Source organism: Pleionea sp. WD8-19 (assembly GCF_055326765.1).
This window is the reverse complement of sequence record NZ_JBUZOU010000010.1, coordinates 120,763-137,686: the sequence shown is the minus strand read 5'-3', so window position 1 is coordinate 137,686 and position 16,924 is coordinate 120,763. Positions and strand designations below refer to the sequence as shown.

Annotated in this window: 14 protein-coding genes; 10 read left to right on the top strand and 4 right to left on the bottom strand. The window is 42.0% G+C overall.

The window, feature by feature from the left end; genetic code table 11:
• Positions 1-283: 283 nt before the first annotated feature.
• Positions 284-1,258, top strand: coding sequence for a BsuPI-related putative proteinase inhibitor (locus ACTUJY_RS13330; protein WP_463616594.1), 975 nt, complete (start codon positions 284-286; stop codon positions 1,256-1,258).
• A gap of 224 nt (positions 1,259-1,482) precedes the next feature.
• The gene (gene nirK / locus ACTUJY_RS13325) at positions 1,483-2,547 is read left to right on the top strand and encodes a copper-containing nitrite reductase (RefSeq protein ID WP_463616593.1); all 1,065 of its coding nucleotides are present in this window, start codon (positions 1,483-1,485) and stop codon (positions 2,545-2,547) included.
• Between the two features lie 14 nt (positions 2,548-2,561).
• Here nirK and ACTUJY_RS13320 read toward each other — a convergent pair whose 3' ends face one another.
• Positions 2,562-3,881 (bottom strand): ABC transporter substrate-binding protein, encoded by a 1,320-nt coding sequence (locus tag ACTUJY_RS13320; RefSeq protein WP_463616592.1) that lies wholly within the window; start codon positions 3,879-3,881, stop codon positions 2,562-2,564.
• A gap of 88 nt (positions 3,882-3,969) precedes the next feature.
• Positions 3,970-5,307 carry an ABC transporter substrate-binding protein gene (locus ACTUJY_RS13315; protein WP_463616591.1) on the bottom strand — a complete coding sequence of 446 codons (1,338 nt, stop codon included), beginning with the start codon at positions 5,305-5,307 and terminating at the stop codon, positions 3,970-3,972.
• Between the two features lie 194 nt (positions 5,308-5,501).
• Here ACTUJY_RS13315 and ccoS point away from each other — a divergent pair, with 194 nt between their 5' ends.
• Genes ccoS through pdxH form a run of 4 tightly spaced genes read left to right on the top strand, consistent with a single transcriptional unit; the run spans position 5,502 to position 7,782 of the window.
• Complete coding sequence (gene ccoS / locus ACTUJY_RS13310; protein WP_463616590.1) at positions 5,502-5,714, top strand: cbb3-type cytochrome oxidase assembly protein CcoS; 213 nt, start codon at positions 5,502-5,504, stop codon at positions 5,712-5,714.
• Positions 5,698-6,405 (top strand): DUF2982 domain-containing protein, encoded by a 708-nt coding sequence (locus ACTUJY_RS13305; protein ID WP_463616589.1) that lies wholly within the window; start codon positions 5,698-5,700, stop codon positions 6,403-6,405. The genes ccoS and ACTUJY_RS13305 overlap by 17 nt, the downstream gene beginning before the upstream one ends.
• Positions 6,398-7,189, top strand: coding sequence for a sulfite exporter TauE/SafE family protein (locus ACTUJY_RS13300; protein WP_463616588.1), 792 nt, complete (start codon positions 6,398-6,400; stop codon positions 7,187-7,189). The genes ACTUJY_RS13305 and ACTUJY_RS13300 overlap by 8 nt, the downstream gene beginning before the upstream one ends.
• Complete coding sequence (pdxH, locus tag ACTUJY_RS13295) at positions 7,186-7,782, top strand: pyridoxamine 5'-phosphate oxidase (protein WP_463616587.1); 597 nt, start codon at positions 7,186-7,188, stop codon at positions 7,780-7,782. The genes ACTUJY_RS13300 and pdxH overlap by 4 nt, the downstream gene beginning before the upstream one ends.
• A 159-nt stretch (positions 7,783-7,941) precedes the next feature.
• On the opposite strand, the gene ACTUJY_RS13290 is transcribed toward pdxH, so the two are convergent.
• Positions 7,942-8,484 (bottom strand): hypothetical protein, encoded by a 543-nt coding sequence (locus tag ACTUJY_RS13290; RefSeq protein ID WP_463616586.1) that lies wholly within the window; start codon positions 8,482-8,484, stop codon positions 7,942-7,944.
• A 194-nt stretch (positions 8,485-8,678) separates the two neighbouring features.
• Between ACTUJY_RS13290 and ACTUJY_RS13285 the strand changes: the two genes are divergently transcribed.
• Together ACTUJY_RS13285 and ACTUJY_RS13280 are read left to right on the top strand one after the other, a co-directional pair.
• The gene (locus tag ACTUJY_RS13285; protein WP_463616585.1) at positions 8,679-9,632 is read left to right on the top strand and encodes an ABC transporter substrate-binding protein; all 954 of its coding nucleotides are present in this window, start codon (positions 8,679-8,681) and stop codon (positions 9,630-9,632) included.
• Positions 9,622-11,271 (top strand): diguanylate cyclase, encoded by a 1,650-nt coding sequence (locus ACTUJY_RS13280; protein ID WP_463616584.1) that lies wholly within the window; start codon positions 9,622-9,624, stop codon positions 11,269-11,271. Before ACTUJY_RS13285 ends, ACTUJY_RS13280 begins: the two co-directional genes overlap by 11 nt.
• Positions 11,272-11,300: 29 nt before the next feature.
• Here the strand turns inward: ACTUJY_RS13280 and ACTUJY_RS13275 are convergent, their stop codons facing one another.
• Entirely contained in the window at positions 11,301-12,251 is a 951-nt protein-coding gene (locus ACTUJY_RS13275) for a DUF808 domain-containing protein (RefSeq protein WP_463616583.1), read from the bottom strand.
• A gap of 359 nt (positions 12,252-12,610) precedes the next feature.
• On the opposite strand from ACTUJY_RS13275, the gene ACTUJY_RS13270 reads away from it, so the two are divergent.
• Both ACTUJY_RS13270 and ACTUJY_RS13265 read left to right on the top strand, forming a co-directional pair.
• A complete protein-coding gene (locus ACTUJY_RS13270; protein WP_463616582.1) occupies positions 12,611-13,570 on the top strand; it encodes a polysaccharide deacetylase family protein in 960 nt (319 codons plus the stop codon).
• A 196-nt stretch (positions 13,571-13,766) separates the two neighbouring features.
• Positions 13,767-16,922, top strand: a complete 3,156-nt coding sequence (locus ACTUJY_RS13265) for an amidohydrolase family protein (protein WP_463616581.1) — start codon at positions 13,767-13,769, stop codon at positions 16,920-16,922.
• Positions 16,923-16,924: the final 2 nt, after the last annotated feature.

The following is a 16,924-nucleotide window of genomic DNA, read 5'->3' as shown; positions in this document are numbered from 1 at the left end:
CATAATTTCCCCATTGCTTCGCTTTTAAAACAGTCATCCTTTGCTTTTAACTTGTTCACATACACCACAAAATAATCTCATATAAATATATTTTAAAATATTTTTTTAGTGAAACATTACTGACACAGAGTTTTGTATGCCTTTCGAATAACGACTTCCACCTGAGTGAATAAGTTTTTCTTATGACAACAACAAAAAAATATAAATTGAACTGTGAGCAATGTCACAAATAATACCCCCGTCCCACGACAAAACTCATTCATCTGATCAAGGAGATACAACCATGAAAGCTTTACTGAAAACTTTCGCATTAGGTTCGTTAACATTGGCAAGTTATACATCCTTCGCTAACGACTACATCAACATGAAAGAATTGGACTACAAAAATTTCAGCAATAATACATCAATGCATATTGTTGATACTTACGGTAACAACTGGAAAAAGTACTCCAACTTTTTGGGAAAACAAAACCAATGGGTTTGGACTTCTACTAGCAGCCAAAAAGTATACTGGTACGATGAAAATGGAAACACTCAATTACTCGTCAATTTTGATGATGTTGAAGGAACAGAGTACGCCGTCAACATCGATGGATGCACAGATACCGCCGTATTAACTCGCAAAAACACAAGTCTGCAAGTTCAAGGTGGTACATTTAACGACAGCGTTGAGCTTAATTTATCAGGCCAATGTGCTGATGCAGGTTTAGCCTCTGCCGTTTTTGCAAAGAATGTGGGGTTGGTGGCTTACAGCTATCAAAGCATTGCAGGACCAGTGACCGTTGAGATGACCAGCGCCGAAATTGGCGGCGTTGTTTACCCCATTTTTAACGGCATTGAAGTCTCTGCTCGCTTTCCTGCGGGAAGAGTTATTACCAACCAGCAATCTAAAGTTTCAGCCTATCTAACGGTCGAAAACTTCTCGGATAATGCAGAGTCCTTCCACTTTAATTCTTCACAAACTTTCGATATAGAAATTATTAACAGCAACGGTGAAGTGGTTAACAAATGGTCTGCAAACAAGCACTTTATGATGGCAATGCAAACCATTGAAATTCCTGCAGGCGGCACAAAACGCTTTGGTGGGGAAATTGACCTCGTTGACTTTAACGGTAATGCTTTAGAGATCGGCAGCTACACCCTTCGTATTGAATTAAAGGGAAGCAATCATCCTGACGCAAGTGCATTTGCGCCAGCTTACTACAAAGCCGAGTCGCCTTTATATCTTGATCAAATGGCAACAATTCAACGCCCCTAATAAAAAAACGGAAGGCGAGTATCCTCGCCTTCCATAACACTTAATATTTAATCAATCTCACATTGTAAACTTACCCTAAAAAAATCTCACATTTTTAATCAAAAAATATCAAAAGTATTACTTATCGCAAAATCAATATTCCCATATTAAATATTCCAACCTACACCTACCTACTAAGCACACTTTTTTTTGCCATTAACCCTTCTCACTTCTGCGAGTTATGTATGAATGTATTTTCAAAACCGGTGTATTTACTTGTTCTACTCACATCGTTCAACCCACTTTCATTTTCAATGGAACGAATTCAACAGTATTTGGTGTCGCCACCTGCACTGCCAGAACACTCGCAAACGTATCACGGTCAACCGCGAATTGTAGAAGTCACTTTAACAATCGAAGAAAAAGAAATCGAAATCGATGATGGCGTGTTCGCTCAAGCACTCACCTACAACGGCACCGTTCCAGCGCCTATCATGGTATTGCATCAAGACGATTATTTAGAGCTGACACTGATCAACCCATCAACAAACTCCATGCTTCATAACATCGACTTTCATGCCGCTACCGGGGCAATGGGCGGCGGAACCTTGACTCGCATAAACCCAGGAGAACAGACTATTTTACGCTTTAAAGCAACTAAACCAGGTGTTTTTGTCTATCATTGTGCTCCAGGCGGAAGCATTACTCCCTTTCATGTTGTTGCAGGTATGAATGGTGCTGTGATGGTATTACCCAAAAATGGTTTACGAGATGCAAAAAATCGTAAAATCACTTATGACAAAGCTTATTACCTAGGAGAACAAGATTTTTATATTCCACAAGATGCACAGGGAAATTTTGTCCGATATTCCGATCTACATACTGCAGTGAGTCCTACCGAAACGGTAATGAGATCTTTAACACCATCACATGTTGTGTTTAATGGTCGTGTTGGGGCACTTACGGGTACCAATGCTCTTCAAGCCGCCGTCGGTGAAAAAGTATTATTCATTCACTCTCAAGCCAATAGAGATTCTCGCCCACACATCATTGGGGGTCATGCCGACTTGGTTTGGCAAGGTGGCTCTTTTTCTAACGCGCCACTCCAAGACATGGAAACGTGGTTTGTACCGGGTGGTGCAGCCGTTGCTGCATTATATGAATTTAAACAACCGGGTATACATGCCTATGTCAACCACAACTTAATAGAAGCCGTTTTACTAGGAGCGTTAGCGCACATTAATGTTATTGGGGAATGGGATAATGATTTAATGATGCAAGTTCAACCACCGACTCCCATTTCAAACTAAGTTTTAGTCTGCTTTTAAAATGACAAATAACAACCTTTACCAAAGCTGTTATGGTAACCAGTGTACTCTAGTGCTATCCCGGTATTTTCACCTTGTGAATCAAAATTGACTTTACCAGTGACACCTACAAACTGTAATTGACCATGCAATGCTAACATTTCTGACAATGCCCGATAATTTAAGTAACTGATTTCATTGCCATCTTGAGCAGTCGCTCGACGAATTGCCGTCGGAAGCGCCAAGTCGAACTTTTCACTAAGCGATAATGCAATTGCCGATAAATAAACGGAATCGTAAACGGATGCAGCATAAAAATGCCGACTGTTTGTTTCAAGATAAGCATTTATATCTCGATTGAGTTCGGCCACTTTTTCTTTCAGAATTTTTATCGACAAACCATAAACACACGCATGCTTACCAGAATCACGCATCGTATAATTTGTGTACTCAGGTATAAATATGGGCGGTATCGGCTCTTGTTGAAATTGAATGATTTTTGCAATAACGGCCCATTGTGTTTTCTCAAAGATCAATGGCAAAAAGTAAGCTTCGACCTTCCGTTTTTTTGATTCGTCCAACTCTTCTTTAAGGGAATATTTTGCATAATCAATTGTTGACTTAAGGCCTTTCTGGTAACCAATCTTAACGCCGTAATGTTGTGATAGGTCTTCAATATTTCTCAAAAAGTCAATTCCATAACGATCATCTTGATAAAAAACAGCAACACGCTTAAGGTTTAAGCGATTCATTAGAGAAAGCACACTTTCCGACATTTTCCGATTGTTCGCGGATATTCGAAATATCAAGTCATCGTCTTTCATTTGACTAATATCGGAAGCGGTTGCGCTTGCTAAAATGAGGGGCACTTGGCTTGGAATCGCCGCTTTTATGGCAACTGAATTGACAAGGCTGGAATACATAGGACCAATAAACAGTTTAACCCGATACTTTTCGATCATTTGGTTAGCAACGTTCGCAGCATTAACAATATCGGCGGCACTGTCGCCTCGAATCAACACCAGCTTTTTTCCTAACACGCCTCCATTTTTATTAATCTCTGCCACGGCCATATCCGCAGCTCGAATATATTTAGCAAATAACTCTGGCGACTCCGAAAACGGTACCAAAATACCTATATTGACTGAATCGTAAGCCGGTGCATTATCCTTTTCATAAAATATTCCTAACGGCTTTTTTTCTCGTAATGAAACAGACATCAACTCTTTTAAACTGTAATTAAACAGAGCGTTATCCGATTCGCCGTCATCACCGAAAGTGCATGACATCCAAATCGAAATGACCGTTAATAAAACACCAACTCGAAACAAACTCACCTACACATCACTCTTTAGAATACTCAGAGTCAGCTGTCGACTGTCTTCGCTTACTCCCCACATAGCGTCACCCATACCCTGTATTCATTCAATTAAGTTGTTCATCACATAAAGTACCGAAGTCACTGTGATACGACTTATCTTCTAATACAATGCCTTCCCGATCACCCAATTCATCAAACGCAACCTCTCCACTCAAACCGGAATATTTAAATAGCGCTTCATTTTTCGGCCATTCTTTATCCAACATCACCTGAGAGTAATCAAGCGTTTGACCACCAATGTTTGTTATTGCTCGAAGGGACGCCTTCAATGATTTTCCCAACTCACGTTGTTTCAAACTTGCTGCAACAATTAAGTAAACAGAATCATAAACCAATGCGGTATAAAAGTGATGTTTCCCAACTTTTAAATACTCTTGTATTTTTTGGTTTATAACCGCCACCTTCGCTTCGTCGGTTGCAACGGAAACACCAAAAACGCACATGATTTTCGTATCCGTTTTTGGAAACTTGCCTTCGGCATAATTGGAATATTCGGGAAGATAAATGGAAGGTGATGGTCCATCATACGATTTCATAATATACTCGATAAGATCCAGTTGTTTCTTCTCGTATGTAATCGGTAAATAAAAAGCCTCAACATTTTTCTTTTTTGCCGTAGCAATATCTTCTTTAAAGTCATAAATGGAGTAGTCCACAACCTCTCGAATCGCTTTAACATAAGAAAGCTCAATAAACTGCGATTTTTTATTGGCTTTAAATAAATGAAATAAATCTATTCCATACTCATCGTTTTGATAAAAGACCGCCAGTCGCTTAATATTTCGTTTAAGAAGCTGATTAACCGAAGCGTCAGAAATTTGTTTATTGGTTGGCGCGACTCGGAAGATCAAATCATTATCCGGAATGGTTGAAATATGTGTTGCGGAAGCACTGGCTAATAGGATGGGTACTTCGTTAGGTACTGTCACTTGTAAAGCAACCAGCTCCACAAGGCTGGAGTAGACGGGGCCGATAATCGCTATTACTCGATACTTCGAGACCATTTCTTTAGCGACTGCGGTCGCCGCTTTAACGCTAGATGCGCTGTCTCCGGCCACTAAATACACTTTTTTACCACCAATCCCCCCCAACTTGTTCACTTCAGCAACGGCTATTTGGGCACCTGCTAGGAGTTTCGCAGATATTACGGGAGACGAGGAAAATGGAACAATCATTCCGATATTAATGCTGCTCTTACCCGGTTTTTCCTTATCAATGGAAAAAATACCCAGTGATTTACGTTCCTGAAGAGAAACGGCCAGCAGCTCTTTGAGTGTTAAGTCCATTAACTCGTTACCCACATCGGTCTGGGCGTTACTTCCAATGGCAAAAACAGGCAGGTTCAATAGCAGAAATATACTCAAACTCTTGGTGAACCGCATGAACCCTGGCCTTTCTTGCATAACTTTAATATAACTTTAGCACTAAACGCAGCGACATCAATTCTCATCTACGCAATCACTAAAGACTTATCCCATTGAATTTATTGAATTATTATCAACTATATTGAGCGCACTATTGTTGCAAGTCGTTTATCCGTTTATGATCGCCCGACTAATACATGAGGAAACCTAATTTGGAAGTTATTTACTGGCTTATCCCAATAGCCATCTTATTATTGGCTCTGGCAATTGCCGCTTTTATTTGGGCTGTAAAGTCTGATCAATATTCCGATTTGGAGTCTCCTGCCTATAAAATACTTTTTGATGATGACTCGGAAAACCCAGCCCCCCGCAATACCGAAAAGTCAGACAAAGACCAACAAAAAAACGATGATAGACCCCATTAATATTCGCCCTATGTCCCGGCGCAATCATCTCGCTTTTACATTAATAGGCGTTATTGGTTTTATCACAGCACTCCTATTAATGCAGTCCGGCGTCAGAATACCCGCCTATACGTTACTCCTTATCGGGTTTATGTTCCTAATATTTGGTGTTTCTAAATGGATGGAGCCCGAGTTCAGCTTTCAATTAAATGAACGGGAGTTACGGTGGTTTTTTAGGCAAGGTGAGATTCGTTTAAGTTGGGCCAACATCATCGATCTCACCCCTTTGCATGTCAACAAAGGCCAAGGTGAAACGGAATTACATTATTTGGGGCTCAAGGTGTGGGATCTTTCACCCGTAATTCACTCTATTTCACCCAGGCTGGCGAGATCTCTTTTTCATGAGTACCGGAGTTTACTGCATGTCGCTTTATTAGAAGCTCAGTTTCGAAGCGATGACATCACCCATTTGCAAGAAGATGCAGAAAGCTGGCGTATGAAAGATGGCACTAAAGTGACCGGATTAAAGGGTATGTTCGCCGCTCGGTTATCACAACTTAAACGAAACTTAGGTGCCGACCTTTATATTCCTTTAACGTCGCTTGATCGAAATCCGCACGACTTTATTCGATTGGTCAAAGAATATAAAAGTCGTACTACCGAAAGCCACACTGAACAAAAACCATCACAACTCAAACCACACAATGACTGAATCAATTTTAACGGGATTATTACTGGGGCTGGGAGGCAGCTTACACTGCGTAGGAATGTGCGGAGCAATTGTTACTGCACTCTCATTTTCGGCTCGCAACCAATCTTTTGTACAATCCAGCATCACCAATGCATTCTACAATCTTGGTCGTATTAGCACCTACGCTATTTTGGGAGTTCTCGCTGGAGTAATCAGCAATATTTCAGAAACGTTCGGAGGGTTAAGTGCGCTACGAGTGCTCGCAGGAGTATTAATGATTTTGACAGCTTTGTATTTAACCCAATGGTGGACGGGGTTACTGCTGTTAGAAAAAACCGGACAAAAGCTGTGGCAAAAAATAAAACCATTAACACAAAAAATTACGCCCTCCGCCTCGCCTTTTCACGCTTTACTTTCGGGCATGCTTTGGGGGCTCATTCCTTGCGGTTTGGTTTATTCTGCGCTCGGTATCGCTACTGCTCAAGGCGGAATTTCACAAGGTGTTGGCTTTATGCTAGCGTTTGGTATCGGAACATTCGCTCCCATGTTACTGATGGGCATTGGTTTTAGCAGTATTGCTCAATGGTTACGTAAAGCTTGGATAAGGTATTTTTTAGCGGCGATGATGGCCCTGTTTGGCGTTTGGGGAATTTATTCTGTGTTTGCGCATGGAGAACACTCCGATCATTCCAACCACTCGGCACATACTATAGAGCATTCTCAGCACCCGATAGATTCTTCACCTAATAACGAAAATCATCAACATCATCACTCACTTTCAATTGTAAAACTGAAAACACTATGAACATACAAAACGCTCCCAAAAACAATCCTTTTGTTTTATTTAGCGATTGGCTCAGCGCCGCAAAAGAATTGGATGACGTCTATTATTGCGGTATGAATATCGCGACCGTCGACCATCAAGGTAAGCCGACGACCCGTGTTGTACTTTTAAAAGAGTTCGATGAACAAGGCTTTGTTTTTTATACCAACTACAACAGCCGAAAAGGAAAAGAATTGGCGCAAAACCCCAATATTTGCGCTAACTTTTGGTGGAAAGAGTTTCAACGTCAAATTCGTATTGAAGGCGTGGTTGAAAAAGTCAGTGGAGAGCAATCCAATCGTTATTTTTACTCTCGACCAGAAGGGAGTCAGCTTGCCGCTATCGCCTCACAACAGAGTGAAACCATTGATTCTTTGGAAAAACTCGAAACTAACTTTAAAAACATCATCGATGCATACAAAAATAAGCCCATTGAGCGCCCAAAGCACTGGGGAGGGTATCGCATTGTCCCCACTTCTATCGAGTTTTGGCAGGGTCTTGACCACAGACTGCACCATCGATTGCGTTATGTAAAAACAGATAGCGGTTGGCGTACGGAGTTTTTGCAACCTTAAGGGAAAGTAAAACCTCGTAGGATGTGGTGGAGCGCAGCGAAACCCATCAATAAAATCTTTCTTTTACTCTCTTTAAATTTCGTAACGTTAAATCATTTCATTGATGAGCTGGGCTCCCATTCATCCTAAGGCTCCTGGCTTCAATGAGTATTCCAACATTTAACTACGAAACTTGGAGCCAGCAACATCCACCGCGAATACAACGTTCACAGTCACTTCTTCCCCCTCCGCATTTTTAAATGTCATCTCCCCCTCCCCTTTAAAACAAGGATGACGCGTAGGGTTTAAAACAAAAACCTCAAACGATAATTGACCCGAACCAGTGAATGACTTTCCCTCAAACCAAGGTTTGTTTAATTGCAACACCGCATGATCATCATCATTCTTTTTCGCGCCTATATCTAATTGGTAGACATTTCCCGGAGAGTAATCGATTTCTGTTTTTCGATGCGCTACAGAAAGTTGTCCTAGTTCTTGGCGAAAAGGTGTTTGGAGATAAAAATAAATGCTTTCACCAATGAACGCCCAATATCGACCACCGCGCTCTCCTTTCGCAGAGCCTTTATAGGCACCAGTCCATTTCACTTCGTATCCCAATTTTGTTGAACTGCTGCAAGAATAAGGGTTTTCTGCTTTCACGACGCTCGTACAAAGCGTCATTACCAGAACCAATACCTTAAAGTGCATCCCGCCAAATTGCATATTCGCCTCATTTTTGTCTTATTTCTCAATAAATTATACGCGATGATTCATTACTCGGCGATGCTCTAATCTAATTTCACCGAATATGATTTGAATTTCCACCAAAACAAAACACTCGGTTTGACTCTACAACCAACCGATATATCTCATTTGTTCTATACTTATGTCCAGGCAGATTGAGGATATGGCTCATAATGATGTTAAAAATGTTCTTCATATTCACTGCTTTTATTTCCATTTTTGCCCATAACGCAGCAAGCAGCGAATCTCATCAAGTCATTATCGCCGAAAATAATTGGAGCAGCCAATTAGTTGTTGCTCATATTCTAGGTAACATCCTTAAAAAACAGGGCGTTACGATTACTTATCGTCCCACCGATACTTACCGCCAATTTGAGGCCATGTCTTACGGATTGATACACATTCAAGTGGAGGTTTGGGAAGGCACCATGAAGCGTGACTTTGAAAACGAACTAGAAAAAGGAAAAATTGAAGACCTTGGCCAATATACCGCATTCTCGCGAGAAGAGTGGTGGGTCCCTGAATACGTACTAAACCTCTGCCCTGACCTACCCAACTGGAAAGCTTTAAGAAAATGCAGCAAGTTATTTCAAACCGCGGATACCTTTGGAAGAGGAAGGCTACTCACCGGACCATGGGAAAAACACTTTCAAGAACGAATTGATGCACTAAAACTGGAGCTTATTGTACACGTTGCCTCACAAGCAGAAACGCTTTGGGCAGAACTCGAAGTCGCTTACAGCCAACAACGACCGATACTTATTTTTAACTGGACACCCAACTCCATCGAGCACATGTATAAAGGCCAATTTATCGAATTCCCAGAGTTTCATTCAGATTGTATCGACGATGCGAATTGGGGCATCAATCCCGCACGGACTCACGACTGTGGAAACCCCAAGTCGGGCTGGATAAAAAAGGCAAGCTGGAAAAACCTAAAAAATCATTCACCCTGTGCTTATGATGTGACTAAAAATATGGATTTCAACAATGAGGAATTATCCGAAATCGCAGCACTTGTTGATTTCGAGGGGTATTCAAAGGAGTCTGCAGCCAAACGGTGGATCCAAGAAAACCAATCGAAGTGGCTGCTTTGGATAACCGCGAATTGTCACCATGAGAACTAAGCACAAATTCAACTCTTCCTTAAAGGGCATTCGAGTTCGAATGTACTCTGGAGTGATACTGCTACTGTCGATCATATTGTTAATCAGTATCGTTGCGACTGTGACGTTTCAGCGGATACAAGCCACCTTTTCCGATGTCATTACTCCTAGTGTCAATGCCGTTGTATTCACGACGCAACTGTTTGATGTCAGCCAATCGTTAACGGACTTCGCGCCACGTATGGTACTCAGTAGTCAGCATGCCAGCCTTTTAAACTTAACGTTACAATTTCTAAACCAGTACCAAGAGTTCATGACCTCATACAAAGAGGTTCAACGAAACCAAAAGCACCGAAGCGAGCACTTTCGGGCCCTTAAAAACCTGGCTCACGACATCGAAAAGCTTATTCGACAAATTGACTTAACCATTGCACAAAGAATCGAAACCAATACAAACCTCGAACGAATCACCCCTACCTTTATCCGTTTATTTCAAAACCTTCATAAGCAACTTCAAAAACTGCCGAGCGATAACGCAGAAGTACACCTCGAAAGCTGGCTTGATGAAATGCAAAGCGCAATCACACTACTGCTGTCCATCAGTCGTGAAAATAAGCCGAGCCTTGCCTCAGAAAGGAGAGAGTCCATTCGAAAAAAACTTAACAATGCATTACTAGAAATAAGAAAAATCGAAAACCTTACCAGTATTGACTTTGCCAGCCAACAAAGCAGGCTTAACGACCTTATTTTAGGTGAAAATGGTTATTTTTCATTACAAACCAAACTGATCACCACGCAAAAACTCGTGCGACAATTGCTGCTCAAAGAAAGAAACCTATCAAGCAAGCTAAACCAAACGGTACTTGCCTTAGCCGAGTCAATACGATTACAAGTTTTAAATAATAAAGAAAAAGCCGACAGTACATTACGACTTTCTTGGCAAGTAATAATTTCTCTTCTTTTACTTTCCATTTTCATTGCATTTATTATTCTCGTTTACTTAAATAGAAACGTGATTAAGCGGTTTAATAACCTACTGCTCAATATCAGCGGCTACATCAATAACCGTACTCCACTCGATAAATTACAAGGCAACGATGAACTCAACCAAATTCATCGAGCTCTCGAAGTACTCATAAAAAAAGTAGAGTCCAGAGAAGAAAAGCTCAAGGCCTTGGCAACGCAAGACCACTTAACTCAAGTGGCTAATCGCAGAGCCTTTTTAGAACAAGCGGAATACGAAGTAGAACGAGCGAAACGGTTGAATCACAAAGTGTGCGTGTTAGTAATCGATATCGATCACTTTAAAAAAGTAAATGATGAAAATGGGCATGAAATCGGCGACCGAGCACTTATTCAAGTCGCCAAAATTTGCCAAACTCAAGTTCGTAGCATTGATACCTTTGCTCGGCTTGGCGGCGAAGAGTTCGCTGCGCTACTCATTGAAACCAACCTTCAAGAAGCGCTCATTTGTGCAGAGCGCTTGCGCAAAGCGATCGACACCATTCCTCTCATTTTAAGTCACAAAGTGATTCAAATGAGTATTAGCATTGGTGCAGCAGAGAGCCAAGGTGAATCTGTTACAGACCTGATAAACCGAGCCGACAAAGCGCTTTATCAAGCAAAATCACTGGGTCGAAACAGAGTAGCAAGCGGTTAGTCATCAATGGTTGACTTTAAAACCAATGCTTACTCAGCTACTTTCGCTTTTTTAAATTGAGAAGCCAAAGCAATTAACGCGACCAGCACACCACCTGCAAGCACACCAACTAAAGCATTGATCAACACCGGAATCATAAAACTTAAAACCGCGCCTACCGTTGGAATAGCTTTGGCCCAATTTTCCAAAAAGAGTATCGGATCGGTTAAAAACGGTAAGCCATGAACCAAAATACCACCTCCAACCAGAAACATGGCCAAGGTGCCGATAACCGCTAAAGCTTTCATTAAAAAAGGCGCAAAAACTAACAATGCTTTACCCATCCAATGCTTTAAGCGCCCGAACAAATGTTGTACATCAGACTTGATTAGGTAATATCCTGCATCATCCAATTTTACGATTAATGCAACGAGACCGTATACACCCACCGTCATTAACAAGGCGATGGCACAAACGACACCCACTTGAACAGTGAACGTTGACGTTTTAACCGCACCTAAAGCAATGACAATAATTTCTGCCGACAAGATAAAGTCCGTACGAATCGCGCCTTTAATTTTCTTCTTTTCAAAAGCGACCATGTCGACCTTGGGGTTACGTATGGCTTCTCTCACTTCCTTTTGTTCGTTTTCTTCTTCAGACTTGTGAAACCACTTGTGGTAGATTTTTTCAAAGCCTTCGTAACACAAATAGGCACCGCCTATCATTAATAAAGGTGTGATTAATATCGGGAGAAATGCACTGATTAATAATGCCGAAGGTACAAGGATTAATTTATTTTTAAATGACCCTTTAGCAACCGCCCAAACCACAGGAATTTCACGTTCTGCGCGAACACCCGACACCTGCTCTGCGTTGAGTGCAAGATCATCCCCTAAAACGCCTGCCGTTTTTTTTGCGGCCACTTTGCTCATGACAGCCACATCGTCAAGGACCGTCGCAATATCATCCAATAAAGCTAATAAACTGACTCCCGCCATAACAGGGTTCTCCAAATCGAATTAAATACCCCTCAACTCGGGATAATGGATAAAAAGCGGGTAAATGTTTTATTTTTGGCTTAGTCAAGGACGACTTTTTAACCATTGCGTACGGGAAGCGCTTCAATGGCAACGAAAAAAAATAAAACGATTATCTGCTCAAAACTCCAAGTTTGCTTATCCCGAATTCAGGCTAATTAAGATACTTGGTCTTTATCATACCCGAATTATTACCGATAATGTTCTTCAGTGTCATTATCCGCTGTCTATAAATTATGAAGCCGTACCTATTCTTGTGCCTTTATTTGTTGTTGATCTTTTCGACACAGCCCTTGTTTGCGCAACAGGAATCACAGCCTTTGCCACAGTTGGTTATCTTGCTATACCACCATATCGATGACAAAACACCCGCAGCAACATCAACCAAAGTCGCTGAATTTAAAGCCCATCTCGACTATTTAAAATCGAATCAATTCACCGTTCTGCCTTTGAACAAAGCGCTTGATGCTTTATTTAATGGCAAACCTTTACCAGAAAAGTCGGTCGCTATCACCTTCGATGATGGCTACCGTTCCATTTACGAAACAGCGTGGCCCATGCTTCAAACGTACGAATACCCTTTTACCCTATTCATCGATACTGCCAGTATCGATAAGCAATATTCGTCCATGATGAAGTGGCATGAGCTTAAGCAAATGCAAAAGAAAGGCGTAACCATCGCCAATCATACCGTTCACCATTCTCACTTGCTTTCGCTATCCACCGAAAGTGCTTTGCAGGAAATAAAAAGCGCCCAACATCGTTTAAAGCTGATGTTGGGCACCGGCGAAAAGCTCTTCGCTTATCCTTACGGTGAATACAGTCGAGCCTTGGCTCAGCAGCTTAAAAAAGAAGGCTGGTATGCATTGGCGCAGTTTTCGAGCCCGGTTTCACGTTACAGTGATCCACAGGCCATTCCTCGATTTTCCTTTTCAGGCTCTTACGCAGAGATGAAGTCATTTGCGTTAAAAGTCAACTCAGTCGCCATGCCTGTTGTGAACATAGAGCCGGAAGATCCCTACTTACTCAACGCACAAAAATCATTCGCTCTAAAACTGGACTATCTTCCATTTGCAACAAACAGCGTCCGCTGCTTTTTTAATGGTCATGTCATTCCCCAGCTAAAATGGATGGATCACCAGCTCCATATCACACTAGATACCCTTCCACCTGAAGGCCGCTCCCGTATCAACTGTACTGCCCCCGCACCAAACAACCGGTATTTTTGGCAATCCATTCCGATTTTTGTAAAGCCCCTTCACAATCAATGGCCCGATTAAACCCATCTTTAATATTGTAAAAAAATATTAATCAACTACGCTTATTGTTTTTAGCCTTTAATATCAATAGGTTAGATAGAATTCCATTAACGTTTGAGAACTCGCACGGATTCAAACTCTGTGCGAGACTATGGCTTGATTGCCTGACTAGGTGGTCACCCCAAAAGCTTTCACCTCAAGAAGTCGAGATAACAAGATGAATAAACTCAAACTCTCGTTGGCTATATCAGTATTGACCTATGGCAGTTTATCAGCGGCATTCGCCGATCAAACCAGCCATGTGTACGGCTTACATGATCGTAGCAACAATCAAATTGCCTTTACCAACGCCACGGTCTTTACCGAGCCAGGCAAGTCCATTACCAACGCCACACTGGTGATCGATGATGGTCGAATCGTCAGCATTGAAGCTAAAGGCAAAGTGCCAGCAACTGCGCAAGTGGTCGATGCGACAAACCATATCATTTATCCCGGATTCATTGATCCTTACAGTGATTATGTTTTCGGCAAAGCAAACAACGAATCTACCTATCGAGATTCTCCGCAATACGAAGGCACACGTAAAGGCGGCAATGCTTGGAACGATGCCATTCACGCGCAAATGAACTGGGTTACCGACTTTGTTGCCGATGAATCGGCTGCAAAAACATACATCAATAACGGCTTCACAACCGTACAAAGTGCAAAAATAGATGGCATTTTTCAAGGCCAAGCGGTAACGCTTTCTCTTGGCCAAGGTATACCCAACGAATTAATTTACAACGCCCATGCGCGCCACTTTGGCTCTTTTGATAAAGGCAGTTCGGAACAGGCATACCCCAGCTCATTAATGGGAAGTATTGCACTGATCAAACAAACGTTAAGTGATGCCAACTGGTACCAAAAAGCATTGGGTAAAACCGATTCTTTAATAACGGGAGAGCCTGTTGAATACAATGCAGCTCTTGAAAGCCTGGCTGAGCTCAACAAGGTGGGAATGATATTCAATGCGGAAAATCATTTATCAACATTAAGAGCCGACAAGCTATTCGACGCATTCAAAATTAACGTCGCTTACATCGCCAACGGACATGAGTACGCCGTAATTGACGATATAAAAAACACACAAGCGACGTTCATTCTGACACCACAATTTCCCGAAAAGCCTGCCGTAGGTAGTTTCGAATCTCAATTGGATGTCTCACTGGCTGAGTTAAGGCATTGGGAACGTGCCCCTACAAACCCGGCTGTTTTAGCGAACAACAATATTCCCTTTGCTTTCACTCAGTTCGGCTTAAAAGAGAAAAAAGATTTCTGGAAAAACATTAAAACCGCCATCAAACATGGATTGTCAGAAAAAGCCGCTCTTGCAGCATTAACCACGGTGCCAGCTAGGCTTGCTAATGTCGCCGAGAGCAGCGGAAAAATAGCCGCAGGCATGCGTGCGGATCTGGTCATTGCGGATGGAAATTTATTCAAAAATGGAAAAATTAAAAGTCTTTATTTACAAGGTCAAGAGCACCCCATTATTCCTCTCGATATCACCGACTTTTCAGGAACCTACGCGTTGCAGCTGGGTGAGGTATCGCTGAATTTGGAGTTAAAACAAGACAAGCAAAAGGTGGCTGGCACACTCATTAAAGAAGAAGATAAGTCCACTATTGAGGTTCACCAAACAATCGGTAACCAAATACAATTTTCGGTCGACACAAGTCAATTGGGTATTGAAGGCATACAACGATTCAGTTTGCGGTTGAGTAACGAAAAGCTAACGGGCTTTTACCTATCTCCTTCAGCAGAAAAAATAATGGTGAACAGCGCACGTCAAACAACCGCCCAGGAGTCAAAACCAAGTAATGAAAGCTCAACGATTGAATACATCGGTCAATTAACGTATCCCAATCGTGCATTTGGGCTTAGTCAACAACCCAAGCAACAAAATTTACATATTAAAAATGCCATTGTTTGGACTTCAGAAGCAACCGGCGTTTTACCAAACACCGACCTGCTCATTGAAGATGGAGAAATTGCTGAAATTGGCACGAACTTAAAAACACCTCGAGGGTTTACCGTAATCGATGCAACGGGAAAACACATCACCGCGGGTATCATCGATGAACACTCGCATATTGCAATAAGCAATGGTGTGAACGAAGGCAGCGATGCCATAACAGCGGAAGTACGCATTGGTGATGTCGTGAATCCAGAAGACATCAATATTTACCGAGCACTTGCTGGCGGTACAACCACCGCACAGCTTCTACATGGTTCGGCCAATCCGATTGGCGGTCAGGCTCAAGTGATTAAATTACGTTGGGGGCAAAACGCCGAAGGCTTAAAATTTAAACAAGCACCCGGCTCTATAAAATTTGCACTGGGAGAAAACGTAAAACAAAGCAACTGGGGCGATAAATTTACCGTTCGTTATCCGCAAACCCGAATGGGTGTGGATACCGTTGTCAGAGATGCTTTTACGCGAGCGTTGGAATACAAAAGTGCTTGGGAAAAATACGACGATCTAAGTCGTAGCGAAAAGCAACGCACCGCACCACCGCGAAAAAATTATCGTTTGGATACGCTTTTGGAAATTATGGAAAGCAAACGCTTTGTTCATTCTCATTCGTACGTTGCTTCCGAAATATTAAGTTTAATGAAAATAGCTGAAGATTTCGGTTTTCGCATTCAAACCTTTACCCATATTCTCGAAGGGTACAAAGTCGCCGAAGAAATGGCAAAACACGGCGCGAGCGCTTCAACTTTTGCGGACTGGTGGGCGTATAAGTTTGAAGTTTACGATGCCATTCCTGGTAACACCTGCTTGATGATGGAAAAAGGCGTCAATGTTTCGATCAACTCCGACAGTGGTGACTTGATTCGACGACTTAACACCGAGGCGGCAAAATCCATCCATTATTGTGGAATGAAGCCTACGGATGCGATAAAAATGGCAACCATAAACCCTGCAAAACAATTAAAAATCGATCAATACACCGGTAGCCTTAAAGAAGGAAAACACGCCGACTTTGTTATTTGGAGCGGCAACCCGCTTTCGATTTATTCAAAAGTGGAACAAACATGGATAGAAGGTCGAAAATATTTTGATCGAGAGCGAGACGCAGAGCTTCAAATACAGTTGGCACAAGAGAAAAACCGCTTAATTCAGAAAGCATTACGCGACGATAAGTCGAATGAGAGTAACGGCAACGACAAGAGCAGCAAAGAAAAAGCCACTGCGCAAACGGTTGCACTAACCGCAGTCAATTTTTACCTGTTGAAAGATGAACCTGCCTGGCACTGCGAAGACAACTTCGACTACTGGCGCTGGAAGGCATTAAATAGCCAGCAAAACCATCTTCAACACGGAGGGCATTAATC